General features: G+C 50.0%; 13 protein-coding genes. 9 read left to right on the top strand and 4 right to left on the bottom strand.

Going from position 1 to position 14,819, the window contains the following annotated elements:
* Positions 1-22 precede the first annotated feature (22 nt).
* Positions 23-2,101: a formate hydrogenlyase transcriptional activator FlhA gene (gene flhA / locus OGY10_RS19470; protein WP_032944751.1), complete on the top strand. Its 2,079-nt coding sequence runs from the start codon at positions 23-25 to the stop codon at positions 2,099-2,101.
* 44 nt (positions 2,102-2,145) lie between these two features.
* Positions 2,146-2,574: a TOBE domain-containing protein gene (locus tag OGY10_RS19465; protein ID WP_003825890.1), complete on the top strand. Its 429-nt coding sequence runs from the start codon at positions 2,146-2,148 to the stop codon at positions 2,572-2,574.
* Between the two features lie 122 nt (positions 2,575-2,696).
* Here OGY10_RS19465 and OGY10_RS19460 read toward each other — a convergent pair whose 3' ends face one another.
* The 3 genes from OGY10_RS19460 to dcuC form a co-directional block, all read right to left on the bottom strand.
* Complete coding sequence (locus OGY10_RS19460; protein ID WP_048236638.1) at positions 2,697-3,041, bottom strand: nitrous oxide-stimulated promoter family protein; 345 nt, start codon at positions 3,039-3,041, stop codon at positions 2,697-2,699.
* Positions 3,042-3,127: 86 nt separating this feature from the next.
* Positions 3,128-4,822: an NAD-dependent malic enzyme gene (locus OGY10_RS19455; protein ID WP_286577243.1), complete on the bottom strand. Its 1,695-nt coding sequence runs from the start codon at positions 4,820-4,822 to the stop codon at positions 3,128-3,130.
* 51 nt (positions 4,823-4,873) lie between these two features.
* A complete protein-coding gene (dcuC, locus tag OGY10_RS19450) occupies positions 4,874-6,241 on the bottom strand; it encodes a C4-dicarboxylate transporter DcuC (RefSeq protein ID WP_218658990.1) in 1,368 nt (455 codons plus the stop codon).
* A gap of 354 nt (positions 6,242-6,595) precedes the next feature.
* On the opposite strand from dcuC, the gene OGY10_RS19445 reads away from it, so the two are divergent.
* Positions 6,596-7,489 carry a MurR/RpiR family transcriptional regulator gene (locus tag OGY10_RS19445; RefSeq protein ID WP_003825882.1) on the top strand — a complete coding sequence of 298 codons (894 nt, stop codon included), beginning with the start codon at positions 6,596-6,598 and terminating at the stop codon, positions 7,487-7,489.
* Between the two features lie 60 nt (positions 7,490-7,549).
* On the opposite strand, the gene OGY10_RS19440 is transcribed toward OGY10_RS19445, so the two are convergent.
* Entirely contained in the window at positions 7,550-8,920 is a 1,371-nt protein-coding gene (locus OGY10_RS19440; RefSeq protein ID WP_286577240.1) for a class-II fumarase/aspartase family protein, read from the bottom strand.
* Positions 8,921-9,326: 406 nt separating this feature from the next.
* On the opposite strand from OGY10_RS19440, the gene OGY10_RS19435 reads away from it, so the two are divergent.
* The 6 genes from OGY10_RS19435 (at position 9,327) to sitD (ending at position 14,771) form a co-directional block, all read left to right on the top strand.
* Entirely contained in the window at positions 9,327-10,367 is a 1,041-nt protein-coding gene (locus OGY10_RS19435; protein WP_032944758.1) for a porin, read from the top strand.
* Positions 10,368-10,377: 10 nt separating this feature from the next.
* Positions 10,378-11,151, top strand: a complete 774-nt coding sequence (locus OGY10_RS19430) for an SGNH/GDSL hydrolase family protein (RefSeq protein ID WP_138827885.1) — start codon at positions 10,378-10,380, stop codon at positions 11,149-11,151.
* Between the two features lie 182 nt (positions 11,152-11,333).
* Positions 11,334-12,251: a metal ABC transporter substrate-binding protein gene (locus OGY10_RS19425; RefSeq protein ID WP_218658988.1), complete on the top strand. Its 918-nt coding sequence runs from the start codon at positions 11,334-11,336 to the stop codon at positions 12,249-12,251.
* Entirely contained in the window at positions 12,248-13,063 is an 816-nt protein-coding gene (gene sitB, locus OGY10_RS19420) for an iron/manganese ABC transporter ATP-binding protein SitB (protein WP_149384682.1), read from the top strand. Before OGY10_RS19425 ends, sitB begins: the two co-directional genes overlap by 4 nt.
* 2 nt (positions 13,064-13,065) lie before the next feature.
* A complete protein-coding gene (sitC, locus tag OGY10_RS19415; protein WP_008785642.1) occupies positions 13,066-13,923 on the top strand; it encodes an iron/manganese ABC transporter permease subunit SitC in 858 nt (285 codons plus the stop codon).
* Complete coding sequence (gene sitD, locus OGY10_RS19410; RefSeq protein WP_032944764.1) at positions 13,920-14,771, top strand: iron/manganese ABC transporter permease subunit SitD; 852 nt, start codon at positions 13,920-13,922, stop codon at positions 14,769-14,771. The genes sitC and sitD overlap by 4 nt, the downstream gene beginning before the upstream one ends.
* Positions 14,772-14,819 lie beyond the last annotated feature (48 nt).

Here is a 14,819-nt window from a genome sequence, read left to right as displayed (position 1 = left end):
GTGCTTTCCCTGGAAAAGCAATATGTCGTATACACCGATGAGTGACCTCGGACAGCAAGGCCTGTTCGATATTACTCGTACATTATTACAGCAGCCCGATCTCCCGTCTCTTAGCGAGGCGCTTTCGCAGCTGGTCAAGCGTTCAGCGCTGGCCGACTGCGCGGCTATTGTCTTATGGCAGGCACAAACGCAACGTGCGCGTTATTTTGCAACGCGTGAAAATGGTAAACCCATCGATTATGAAGACGAAACGGTGCTGGCACATGGTCCGGTACGCCGTATTTTGTCTCGCCCTGATGCGTTGCACTGCAACTATCATGAGTTTACGGAAACATGGCCACAATTGGCTTCAGGTGGACTGTATTCTGAATTTGGCCACTACTGCCTGCTGCCACTGGCGGCAGATGGGCGCATCTTTGGCGGTTGCGAATTCATCCGTAACGAAGACCGTCCATGGAGTGAAAAAGAATATAACCGTCTACAGACCTTCACTCAGATAGTCGGCGTCGTTGCTGAACAAATTCAAAGCAGAGTCAGCAACAACGTCGATTACGATCTGCTGTGTCGTGAGCGTGACAACTTTCGCATCCTGGTCGCCATCACCAATGCCGTGCTCTCCCGACTGGATATTGATGAGCTGGTCAGCGAAGTCGCCAAAGAGATCCACCACTACTTCGACATCGATGCCATCAGCATCGTGTTACGCAGCGATCGCAAAAATAAACTCAGTATCTATTCCACTCACTATCTGGATGAACATCATCCGGCACACGAACAAAGTGAAGTGGACGAAGCGGGAACGCTCTCTGAACGGGTCTTCAAAAGCAAAGAGATGCTGCTGATCAACCTGAGCGAACGTGACATCCTTGCCCCTTACGAACGGATGCTGTTCGAAACCTGGGGCAACCAGCTACAAACCCTGTGTCTGCTACCGCTGATGTCCGGCAATACTATGCTCGGCGTACTCAAGCTGGCACAGTGCGAAGAGAAAGTGTTCACTACCGCCAACCTCAAGCTATTGCGCCAGATTGCCGAGCGCGTGGCTATTGCCGTGGATAACGCCCTCGCCTATCAGGAGATCCACCGCCTGAAGGAACGTCTGGTCGATGAAAACCTGGCGTTGACTGAACAACTCAACAACGTAGAGAGTGAGTTCGGCGAAATCATTGGTCGCAGCGAAGCGATGTACAGCGTACTCAAGCAGGTCGAAATGGTGGCGCAAAGCGACAGCACCGTCTTGATTCTGGGTGAGACCGGAACAGGTAAAGAGCTGATCGCACGAGCCATTCACAACCTGAGCGGACGTAACGCCCGTCGGATGGTGAAGATGAACTGCGCGGCAATGCCTGCCGGATTACTGGAAAGCGATCTGTTTGGTCATGAGCGTGGCGCGTTTACCGGTGCCAGCACGCAGCGGATTGGTCGTTTCGAGCTGGCAGATAAAAGTTCGCTGTTCCTCGATGAAGTTGGCGATATGCCGCTGGAGCTTCAGCCTAAGCTACTGCGCGTTCTGCAAGAGCAGGAATTTGAACGTCTGGGCAGTAATAAGCTGATCCAGACTGACGTGCGCTTGATCGCCGCTACCAACCGCGATCTGAAGAAGATGGTTGCCGATCGCGAATTTCGTAACGATCTGTATTACCGGCTGAACGTCTTCCCGATCCATCTGCCGCCGCTGCGTGAGCGCCCGGAAGATATTCCGCTGCTGGTAAAAGCCTTCACCTTCAAAATTGCTCGTCGGATGGGACGCAATATCGACAGTATTCCTGCCGAGGCTCTGCGCACGCTGAGCTGTATGGAATGGCCGGGTAACGTGCGTGAGCTGGAAAACGTGGTAGAACGTGCGGTTCTGCTTACCCGGGGCAACGTGCTGCAACTGTCCCTTCCGGATATTGCCCCTTTGACGCCGTCCACGCCTCCGGTGGCAACCGAAGTAGCACAGGACGGTGAAGATGAATACCAGTTGATTATGCGCGTACTGAAAGAAACCAACGGGGTGGTTGCCGGTCCCAAAGGCGCGGCACAAAGGCTGGGGCTGAAACGTACAACGTTACTCTCACGCATGAAGCGATTAGGCATTGATAAGGATGCACTGGTTTAGCCAGTGTGGCTATACTGGGTGATATCTCAACGAAAGGAGGCAGTATGGCGGTATCAGCACGTAATCAATTAACCGGTACGGTGAGCGCAGTCGCTACGGGCGCAGTGAATGATGAAGTTGAACTGACGCTGGCTGGCGGCGCAAAACTGGTCGCGATTGTAACCCATAGCAGCCAGCAGGCGCTGGGTCTGGCGAAAGGGAAAGAAGCAATTGCCCTGATTAAAGCGCCATGGGTGACGCTGGCAACTGAAGACTGTGGTCTGAAGTTCTCTGCCCGCAACCAGTTTGCTGGCAGTGTTTCCCAGGTCACAGAAGGCGCAGTCAACGCCACGGTACATATCAAAACTGACGCAGGCTTCGAGATTGTTGCCGTCGTCACCAACGAAAGTCAGCAAGAGATGAAACTGAGTCAGGGAAGCCGTGTTGTTGCGCTGATCAAAGCCTCAGCTATTCTGATTGCCACCAAAGCGTAGTCGCCATTCATCACCACATGGCTAAGTTGCCCGATGGCGCAATGCGCATCGGGCCTACGCGACAGATGCACTTATTCTCGTAGGCCAGATAAGGCGCAGCCGCCATCCGGCGCACAGCGACCTTATTTTTTCCGTTGGTACTTCTCGGGTAACTCCGGCACTGGACGTTTGTCATCAATCAGGTGACGTACGGTCAGAATCGGGTGACGCCAGAGCATTCTCGGCCCAGCCCAACGCATAATTTGCTTCATCTCTTCGCGTTTAGCAGGTTGATAACAGTGCACAGGACACTGTTTACAGGCCGGTTTTTCCTCACCAAATACGCACTTGTCGAGGCGCTTTTGCGCATAGGCAAATAACGCATCGTAATGCCCCGGCTCGCCTGAAGCCTGCGGGCACTGGCTCTCGTAGAGCGAAATCATTCTCTGGATCGTCATTTTTTCACGTGCAATGCGTTTGCCGGACATGATGCCTCCACAATTAAGTTGCATAAATAATACACCTTAATCATGAAGGCAACCAAGACCCGAGTACCACTTACTCGTCACAACGGCTAAATTGCCCTGCGTTTATAAGGACGGTAGTGTGGTAACCAAAAGTTATCTTTTATGCTTTGCAACAGCGCGTCGTCGCTCATCTTCTCTGCCACGCCCGACAGCTGCGCTGCCTTACCGACCTCAAAGGCAATGCTGCGGGTCACCTCACAGATTGTCTCAATCTCCGGCAACAGAGCACCTTCCCCGTTACGCACCAACGGGGAAGCATCGGCCAGCGCACGGCTTGCCGCCATCAGCATAGCCTCTGTTACGCGTGTCGCACCACTGGCGATAGCCCCCAGACCGATGGCCGGGAAAACATACACGTTATTACACTGCGCCACCGGAATGGAGCGTCCATTAAATTCAATCACACCGCAGGGACTACCGGTCGCGATGATGGCCTGTCCCTCGGTCCAGCGAATGATATCTTCTGGTCGCGCTTCCATTCTCGAAGTGGGATTCGACAACGGCATAACGATCGGGCGGCCGCAGTACTGGTACATCGTGCTAATGACCTCCTGCGAGAACAATCCAGCCTGACCCGACACACCCAGCATCACCGTGGGTTTGGCATTGTGGATAACCTCCAGTAGCGACGGTGCCAGCCCCTCAAACTGCCAGTAAGATACGGCCTCGGGAGACTGCGCCAGCGGTTGCTGGAAATCAGCTAAGGCATTATTGGTGGTCATCACCAGACCGTCGCGATCCACCATAAAAATGCTCCGTCTGGCTTCGTCCTCGCTCATTCCTTCACTGATGCGGCAGGCAATAATATGCCGGGCGATCCCACATCCTGCAGCACCCGCCCCCACAATTACGATTGATTGCTGACGGAAGTCACGACCGCTGCCTCGGCAGGCCGCAACCAGAGTCGCCAGAGCTACCGACGCCGTGCCCTGAATGTCATCGTTAAAACAGCACATCTCATCGCGATAACGGTCCAGCAGCGGCACCGCAGTATGCTGGGCAAAATCTTCAAACTGCAGCAGAACGTTAGGCCAGCGCCGTTTTACGGCGGCAATAAACATTCCAATAAATGCGAAATAGTCTTCACCAGTTATGCGCGGATGACGCCAGCCGATATAGCGCGGATCGTCCAGCAGTCGCGTATTATTCGTGCCGACATCCAGTAAAATAGGTAGCGTATTCGCCGGATTTACCCCGCCACAGACGGTATAGAGCGACAGTTTCCCGATAGGAATCCCCATACCGCCAACGCCCTGGTCACCTAGCCCCAGAATGCGCTCACCATCGGTGACGACGATGACCTTGATATCGTGCCGCGGAATATCATGCAAAATATCGTCAATACGATCGCGATCGGGCCAGGAGATAAAGACACCGCGTGCACGACGATATATCCACGAGAATTTTTCACAGGCGGCCCCGACTACCGGGGTATAAACGATGGGCAGCATCTCTGGAAGATGCTTTTTCAACAGGTAATAAAATAACGTTTCGTTAGTATCCTGGATATTACGCAAGTAAATATGTCGAGCGTTGTGGGATTCAGCCTCAAGATATTGTTGATACGCCCGTTCGGCTTGTTCATCAATATTCTCAATGGCACAAGGCAGTAGCCCACTCAGGTTAAAGTCATACCTTTCTTGCTGCGTGAAGCTGCTTCCCTTGTTTAATAACGGAGATTCAAGCAGTAACTTCCCCGTAAACGGGACGTATAAAACATCGTTTGTCACGTTGCCATCCATAAATTACAACCAGATAAAAAATAAGAGCCTGCATTAGCAGGCTCCAGGGATTCAAATCAGGACATAGTTGGCAACCAGCATCGCCGCGATACCGGCCAGCGCTGGAAGCAGCGTTCTTCTGACGATCATAAACGGTGAACATTCTCCTGCTTTACTCACCGCAATAATGATTCCAGCCACTGGGGACATTGAGCGCCCCATTCCCGCCATTAACTGCATAGGCAGGATCATATTGACTGCACTCTCACCAAATTTTGCTGCAATGGAGGGGGCCAGGCCGGAGAAGGAGAAAAAGGCGGCAACGCCAGAGCCCGTCAGGACGGCGGTTACACCCACCAGTGCGGTCATCACCAGGGTCATGCTGGTAAAGCCCAGTCCTGCGTTTTGCACTGACTGTAACAGGTAGTCCACCGCACCAATTTTCTGCAGCCCCTGGGCATAGATATCCGCACACACCAGCAAGGAAACGATGCTGGTAAACATGCTGCCCATCCCTTTGAAAAAGACCTGTATCCCTTTGCAGCAGCTTTTGAAATCTCGGGTAGCCACCAGTTCAAAGAAAAATGCGACGACAGCGCCAAGGATCATCGCCGTGACCACGTCTATTTTGATGGACTTGATAACCAAAGGGCTAAAGACCAGCACCAGAACGACAGGCAGGACGGGTAACAGCGCGTAAATAGCGGGTACCTTTCGGCCTTCTTCTTCCGCTTGCGCCACGCTTTGCCCCCCCGGTACGAAGCCATCTTTTTTGTCGAAATACTTCGCGGTAAAGTAAATCACCACCGCAACGGCCAGCATCACCACCACCGCAACCGGCATCTGGTAATGCGCAAAGTAGATCGCGCTTTCCATGCCAGCATGTTTAGCCGCCAGATTCGCAGTACCTACCGCGGGCCCTAGATCCATAAACGCGCACAGACCAATCATCGCGGCCGCAGAGGCTTTACTGACCCCCAGACGAACCAGAACCGGGAAGAATGTCACCAGCAGCAACATCGCCAGTCCCGCCGCACTTGAAATTGCCACATGCAGAAGCTGTGCGCAGATATACCCCAGCGCAAGGATCAGGTAAGGCGCTTTAATCACCTGCAGCGGTCGAATGCACATATTGACCATCGCATTCGACGCTTTAATGTGATCCATATAGCTGGCAAATCCACCCGCAGCCATGATGATAAGACCAATACCTGCAATTTGTGTGGTGAGCGATTCTTTTGCAAAGCTAAAGATATCCAACCAGGTTGACCCCGTGGATTTTGCTTTATCGTAGAGAATGCTGTTTTCAGGATAAAACAGTACGGTAATGGTCAATAATGCCAGTCCAGCGAGTAATAAAACAGTTTGCGGCTGATAATTTTTCACAATTAACCATGCAGCAATAACTGTTATCACTATTGCTATAATAAACGCTGTCATAATAACAATTCCTATGCCATACAAATCGGGTAGGGTTACCTGTCATATCATCATAGCTTATATAGGATAGTAAAAAATCACTCCCATATATAAGCAGCTATAATATGTACGTAAATTTATCGTATTACATACTCAAATATTGAGATTTAATTGTAATGGGTTGTGTGGTTGTAAAATACGGGAAAGGTGTTTTCCCACCTCTTTTTGTGAGTAAGATCGCAACTACATCTGAATGTAGTCGCAGACCTCAGAAAAGGCTGGATGCGGGTTTCCAACATATTCATTCTATGATTGACGTCGAAAGTGTATTACCCTATAACAACGTTGATATACAATAGTCATCGGGTGTTATCCATGTACAAAAAAAACACGTTAAGTCTGGATGAGTATAACTTACTTACTCTTAATATGGGTGATCTAACTGAATCTGAGTGCCGACTCAATGAGTACATTAATAAACACTTCAATGAACTTCCCTATCATGGCATTGTTGACCTCTCGCAAAATGCGATGGTAAGCAAAGCAACCATTGGCCGATTTTTAAATAAGATTGGGTTTACGGGTTACGCCGCTTTTCGCAAAGCATTAGACATTACGCTGTCAAAAAATAAAATATCCGCACCTTTTGAGAAAAACATCAAACTACGTAACAATCCCAGCATTACCACTGAAAGTATCGTTACTGATTTCACCCATAAAGTATCAGAATTATTTAATCAATTTAAAAATAATATCGACATTGAAAGCCTTAATGCGTTTATCGATCTGGTACTGAACAATCAACGTCATATTTATGTCGTCGGTCCGTCATCATCTCATGCAATGGCAACGCATTTTTGTACACTGTTAAAGTACTTTCGCAGTGACATCACCCTTTTACCGACGGACATCAGCGAACTCCCCAAATGTCTCATCAATATTGAGGAAGAGGATGTCCTGATTGTGTTCTCCTACTATCGATTTAATCGGGTTGCCCTCAATATTGCAAAGTGGTTCAGAAAAAAGAACGCCGTCGTGGTACTGGTTACCAACTCAGAAGCGAACCCTTACGGTAAATTTTGCGATCTGCAGTTTGTTCTTCCCAGCGACGTACAGTCCATTTTTCAAAGCCGTATACTCGGCTTCTTTTTTATCGAACTCATATTGCATCTGGCTTATGAGAAAGGAGATAACGAGGGGAATTTTGCACAACTGGAAGAGTTATTTGTCTTTTTCGAAACGTTTTCTGCATCAGCACACAACACTTAGCACCGCCAGCCGCCAGCCGCCAGCCGCCAGGAGAGTTATCCCTCCCGGCAGCAAGACAAATCAGGCAATCTCTGCCGTTTTCACGCGCTCGAACTCAGCTAAAGTTTCAGCTATTAGCGCGTCGTTAGCCCCGATATATGACAGCGGCTCGCAGGCGGCGGTAATTTCCTCTACAGACAATGATGCGCGGATTTCCGGGCTAGCCTGCACGATCTCCATGAAGCTGTGCTCTCCAGTTGCATGCTTTAGCAGGTTTTTCACTAAGTTATAGGCGGACTCTCTGCCGATTTTGGCGGCAAGTCTCATCGTCAGTGATTCCGACATAATAAAGTGCTTTGAGCAATCGAAATTAGCACGCATCTTCTCTTCATTAATGATGAGATGCGAAAGCAGATTCTTTGCGCGTGTCAGGCTGGTCGATAAAGCATTTGAGGCCTCCGGGAGGATTGTCCAGTTTAATACCCTCATTGAGGCGGCTCGCACATCCTGTTGATCCAGCATTGCTGGGGCGCCAGACGCATACATCCATCCCATCCTTGCCAGCGTTTGCATCATGTTACTGGCGCGCGGATTAACCTTGTGCGGCATCGTGCTCGACCCTCCACCACCTTCTCCCTCAAGCACTTCAGCAATCGGCGTGCGTCCCATTGTTTCGACATCGTTGGCCAGACGACATAGCGTGCCGTGAACAAGGGCAAAAAACTGCACAACTTCAACAACCGCATCCTGGCTGGCATTATTAATGCCGCAGGGTACGTTCAGACCCAGTGCCAACATCAGTCGTTCACGTGTTTCCATTCCCTGCTCTCCTACGGAAGCCAAATTACCTACCGCGCCGCCAAAGAGCCCGGTTACAGCTCGCGGGTACAGCTGCTGAAGTCTTATCAGATGGCGGTTAATCTCTGCCAGATAACTGCAAACATGCAGCCCCCACGTTGTCGCAGAAGCATCCACTGAATTGGTGCGTGCAACCATCACCGTTCGGGTATGACGTATTGCCATCGCTTTCATTGCCTCGCCAACATCGAGTAATTGCTCGCGCAGCAGCTGCAACGTTTGTTGCAGTCTCATCGCCATGCCAGAGTCCAGCAGATCCTGGGTAGTACATCCCCAGTGCAAAAACTGACTTACTAACGGTGTACCGCAAGCAGAGATCTGATCGATTAGCGGTTTTATCGCCATACCAACCGTCTGTGTTTCCTGTGCAAGAGCCGGCCAATCTATCCGTATTTCCCTGCACGTTTTTTCAATTTCGACGGCGGCTTGCTCAGGGATAATCCCCTGCTCACCTTGCACTCGAGCGACAGTTGCCTCAAATCGCAACCAACACCGCAGCAGATTGTCGTCAGACCATATTTCCCGCATCCGACCTTGGGTGAACAATGAAGAATAAAGATCAGAATCAAATACCGTTGTTTGCTTACCGAACATACAGCGCCTCTCCGGCCAATGAATGCATCATAATCGAAAATGTGATTAATCAATTTTGCAGGATCTGTTTTCCAGATTATAGGGGAAAATAGTATTCCCACCCAAAAAACGGCCATGAGAATACAATATTCCCATTTTCGTTTTTTCCACCAAGTAGAAATGAGATGTACTTCACAGTAATTTGTGAATTACATTCCAAGCAGGCGTAATATTTCAGCAGAAATGCGCATTAATTATAAGAACCATTAATACAATAGTGAAATTAGTGATATTTATGCGTGAATAATCACATTTCATTACGAGAAAAAATAATTCCCATACCGCTGACACTCCTTTTCCACAAACAATTACCTCGCTGTGAACTTTATTTTATGGTCAGGAAACTAATGCTGGTTTGAGGGATGACATGAAGCTAAAAAATTATTCACTAATATTACTTATGGGTATGAGTTCCTCGGCGTTCGCCTTAAACGTCTATAATAAGGATGGCAATACTCTGGATATCTATGGCCGCGTTGAGGGAAAAATAGCAAGTGGTCAGAATTCATTTGCTGGCAGTGAAAGCCGAAGCGATCTGGGTGGCCGTGTAGGTATTTACCTCACCCGAGATCTGGATCTTCTGCCAGATACCAAAATCGTGGGTCGACTGGAATGGCAGGTGCGTACCGAAAAAAATGATAACAATACCGGTGAAAGCGATATGGAGGCCCGTTATTCCTATGTCGGTCTGTCAAATAAAACATGGGGTGAACTGATCACCGGGAGAACCAAAAATCCGTTGTATCAGGTAATGAAAATGACCGATAAGTACAAAAATTTCACCCCTAATATCTATAGCTATGGCATTACAACCATTGATGATTCATACCAGTTCAACCGCCAGGACGGCACCGTACAGTGGAACGCCAAATTTGCTGGCAATGAGATTCAGCTGGCGTGGGTTTCTGGGAATGGCAACAGCGATAACGAAGCCCTGGATTACGGCGCGATGGCCAGCTATCGCAAGTCTTTCAAATTTGGTGATTTTAGAATTACACCCGCACTCGCGGCCAGTCGTTACAAACGACAGGATGGCGTAGTGACCACCGATGGGCGTAATCAAAACGATCAAATTATGGGAGGATTACAACTCAGTTATAAAGCCTATGAAGTCGCGGTAACCGCATTGCGTACTTCTATTTCTCGCGATAACAAAAGCGATAATAATTATAAAGGGATGGATTCACTCATTTCCTACAATTTTGGCACCGTCAAGGTTCTCACCGGATATAGTTTTTTAAATGAAGATGGTAAAGATATTGCTGAAAAAGAAGACTGGCGTGCTGAGGCGCAATTAACATTGGCTGAGGATACGTGGTTATCATTTACTTACGATAAAGAATTCGCCAGTAAGAACAAAAAAACCAATGATGATGCGCTCATCGTTGGACTCCGTTACGACTTCTAAGAGATAATCGATGAAAAAGATAACTTTGCTTGCCGCAGCAACGGTCCTGGCACTGAGTAGTATCTGCGCTCACGCTGATACGTTATTAGCGCCTTCCGCACATGCTAAAATGGATGGCGAGAATAAAATCGTCGCGCTTTATGGTAACTCGTTCACGTTCTATAACAATAATATCAATACCCGATTACGGGATTTGACGCAGTCTTTACTGCCTGACCATGCCAAAGGCTATAAATATCGGGGGATCACGATTTCCAGCGGTCATTTAGGCTGGCAAATTGAGAATATGCGCTACCAGAACACGTTACAGAAATGGGATGTAGTGGTATTACAGGGGAACTCCACAGAAACAATTTCAAAGAAAGAAAGTACCCGGAAAAATTTCGTTGACTCTGCAACCCAAATGGCTGAGATGGCGCATAAAGCAGGTGCAAAAGTTGTCTATTTCATGACCTGGCCGAAGAAAGCTAAACCCGAAGATAGCCAAAAGCTGGCGGATGCTTATATCTCCATTGCGCAAAAAACGGGGGGATATGTGGCTCCGGTAGGTCTCGCTTTCGAGAAAGCGCGCAAGACCCATCCGGAAATTAACTTGTATTATCATGATGGTGTACACCCTTCTATTTCTGGTACATATCTCGCCGCTTGCGTATTCTTCGCCACCCTGTACAACCAGTCTCCTGTCGGCGGCGCGCTTCCTGTTGATACGGACATGACCCCTGCCACCGCCAAAGCGTTACAACAGGTAGCATGGGAAACCGTTACTGAGTTCCAAAAGTCATAATCACCGGGTTATTCATCCCCAACACGCCGGCAATCGTGCCGGCGTAAAATACATTATCCCCCGTCTATTCCTTAGCACCCTACGCAAATAAGAATTATTTTCATTTGTTTATGCCATGTGCTATATAACATAGCAAAGGCTATATTCGATGATAAATTAACCACTTTGTTGCGAGGGATATTATGCCGCATCTGCCCCATCTGAAGTCATTTCTCCTTGCCAGCGTGTTAACAGCGCTGACGCTGTCACCTGCCTGGGCGAAAGAAAAATTCAAAGTGGTAACCACCTTTACGGTGATTGCCGATATGGCAAGCAATGTAGCAGGTGAGGCGGCGGACGTTAGTTCTATCACCAAACCGGGTGCTGAAATTCACGAATATCAACCAACCCCAGGCGATATTAAACGGGCGCAAGGTGCACAGCTTATTCTCTCCAACGGTCTAAACCTCGAACTATGGTTTGCCCGCTTCTACCAAAATTTGTCCGGCGTACCTGAAGTGATGGTCTCAAACGGCGTGCAGCCAATGGGCATCAGCGAAGGGCCGTACAACGGTAAACCAAACCCGCATGCCTGGATGTCAGCAGAGAACGCGCTGATCTACGTGGATAACATTCGCGATGCGCTGATCAAATATGATCCGGACAATGCCGCAACCTACCAGAATAATGCGCAGAATTATAAAGCGAAAATCCAGCAGACCCTGGCGCCACTGCATACAGAACTGGCAAAGCTCCCTGCTGATAAACGCTGGCTGGTCACCAGCGAAGGCGCATTCTCTTATTTAGCTCGTGATAACAATCTCAAGGAGCTGTATCTGTGGCCGATCAATGCCGATCAGCAGGGTACGCCCAAGCAGGTACGCAAGGTTATCGATGCCATCAGAGAGCATCATATCCCGACGGTATTTAGCGAAAGCACCGTGTCCGACAAACCAGCGCGTCAGGTTGCCCGTGAGTCTGGCGCACATTACGGCGGCGTGCTGTATGTCGATTCGCTCAGTGCAGCCGACGGTCCGGTACCGACCTATCTGGATTTACTGCGCGTCACCACGCAAACCATTGTTAACGGCATCAACAAGGGTCTGGAGAGCCAACCATGAGTCACTCTGCGATTACCGTAAATCAGGTTACGGTGACGTATCGCAACGGTCATACCGCATTGCGGGACGCCACTTTTCAGGTTCCGGGCGGCTCAATTGCCGCGCTGGTCGGCGTAAACGGTTCGGGAAAATCAACGCTTTTTAAAGCGCTGATGGGTTTTGTCCGCCTGGCGCAGGGGGAAATCTCAATTCTGCAACAGCCGGTAAATAAGGCGCTCAAACAGAATCTGATCGCCTATGTCCCCCAGTCAGAAGAGGTGGACTGGTCGTTTCCGGTACTGGTGGAAGATGTGGTGATGATGGGACGCTTTGGCCATATGGGCTGGCTGCGTCGACCAAAACAAATTGACCACGCCTGCGTAGATGCGGCGCTGGCGCGAGTTGATATGCTGGATTATCGCCATCGTCAGATAGGTGAACTGTCCGGTGGGCAGAAAAAGCGTGTTTTTCTGGCAAGGGCCATCGCACAGGACGGACAGGTTATTTTACTGGATGAACCCTTCACCGGCGTGGATGTAAAAACCGAGGCCCGGATCATCGACCTGCTGCGTGAACTGCGTGATGAGGGTCGAACCATGCTGGTCTCTACCCATAATTTGGGATCCGTCACCGAGTTTTGTGATTACACGGTGATGATTAAGGGCACGGTGCTGGCAAGTGGACCCACCGATACCACCTTTACCCCCGAGAATCTCGAACTGGCATTCAGCGGTGTACTGCGTCACGTTGCGCTGAGCGGCGGTGAACAGCACGTAATTACCGATGATGAACGCCCGTTTATTTCGCGACGCACGGCAAACGAGGGGGAATAACCATGAACTGGCTAACGGAGCCGTTTGGCTACCAGTACATGCTCAACGCCATGTGGGTCTCGGCAATGGTCGGCGGCCTGTGTGCGTTTCTCTCCTGCTATCTGATGCTCAAAGGCTGGTCGCTGATTGGCGATGCGCTGTCGCACTCTATCGTGCCGGGCGTGGCAGGCGCTTATATGTTAGGGCTTCCCTTCGCGCTTGGCGCATTCCTTTCCGGCGGACTGGCGGCAGGCAGTATGCTGTTTCTTAATCAACGTTCGCGCCTGAAGGAAGATGCGATTATCGGACTGATTTTTTCGTCTTTTTTCGGTATCGGGCTGTTTATGGTGTCGCTCAATCCGATGTCGGTGAATATTCAGACCATTATTCTCGGCAACGTGCTGGCGATTGCGCCAGAAGATATTCTGCAACTGGCCATCATCGGGGTTATTTCGCTAACCATCCTGTTTTTGAAGTGGAAAGATCTGATGGTGGTTTTTTTTGATGAGAACCACGCGCGCTCTATCGGTCTGAATCCGGGCCGGTTGAAGCTGTTATTTTTTACGCTGCTCTCCGTTTCCACGGTCGCCGCGCTGCAAACCGTCGGCGCATTTCTGGTGATTTGCCTGGTGGTTACGCCCGGTGCAACGGCCTGGCTGCTGACCGATCGTTTTCCACGCCTGCTCACTATCGCCGTAGCTATTGGCAGCCTGACCAGCTTTTTCGGCGCCTGGCTGAGCTACTGGCTGGACGGTGCAACCGGCGGAATTATTGTCGTTCTGCAAACGCTGCTGTTCCTGCTGGCATTTGTCTTCGCGCCAAAACACGGTCTGCTGGCGAATCGCCGCCGCGCCCGTCTGGTGAACAAGGAGTCAGTATGATCTTAACAACGCTGCTGGAACCCTTTCAGTTTGGTTTTATGGTCAATGCGCTGGTCATCTCCACCATTGTCGCCGTGCCCTGCGCGCTGCTGTCTGTATTTTTAGTACTCAAAGGCTGGGCACTGATGGGCGATGCAATGAGCCACGCGGTTTTCCCGGGAATTGTACTGGCGTGGATTGCGGGCATCCCACTGGCAATTGGCGCATTTATCGCCGGGCTGTTCTGTGCGGTGGCGACGGGTTATCTCGACGATAACAGCCGCATCAAACGCGATACCCTGATGGGAATCGTCTTTTCCGGCATGTTTGGCGCAGGGCTGGTGCTGTACGTCTCTATCCAGTCAGAGGTCCATCTCGATCATATTCTGTTCGGCGACATGCTGGGCGTATCGTTCAGCGACATCATACAAACCGCGGTTATTACGCTTGGGATAGCGCTTATTATTGGGCTTAAGTGGAAAGATCTGCTGCTGCATGCGTTCGACCCGCATCAGGCAAAGGCCAGTGGGCTTAACACTGCACTGCTACATTACGGCCTGCTGTGCATGATCGCCCTGACGATTGTCGCCACGCTAAAATCAGTAGGGATTATTTTGTCGATCTCCTTACTGATTGCGCCTGGCGCCATTGCGATTTTAATGACGCGGAAATTTTCCCACGCCTTGTGGCTGGCGGTGATTATGTCGGTCGTTACCTCGTTTATGGGCGTGTACCTGTCTTTTTTCATCGACAGTGCACCGGCCCCCACCATCGTCGTACTATTTTCACTACTGTTTGTGATGACCTTTATTTATTCCACCCTGCGCGACCGTCGTTTAGAACGGCGACGCCAGCAATACGACCTCTAACGGAGTGGGCAGTGATATGCCCACTATCGTAATTAGAATACGTAATGA

The sequence above is a fragment of the Citrobacter sp. Cpo148 genome (genome assembly GCF_030332375.1).
Taxonomy (GTDB): Bacteria; Pseudomonadota; Gammaproteobacteria; order Enterobacterales; family Enterobacteriaceae; genus Citrobacter; species Citrobacter portucalensis.
This window is presented reverse-complemented; position numbering and strand designations above follow the sequence as displayed.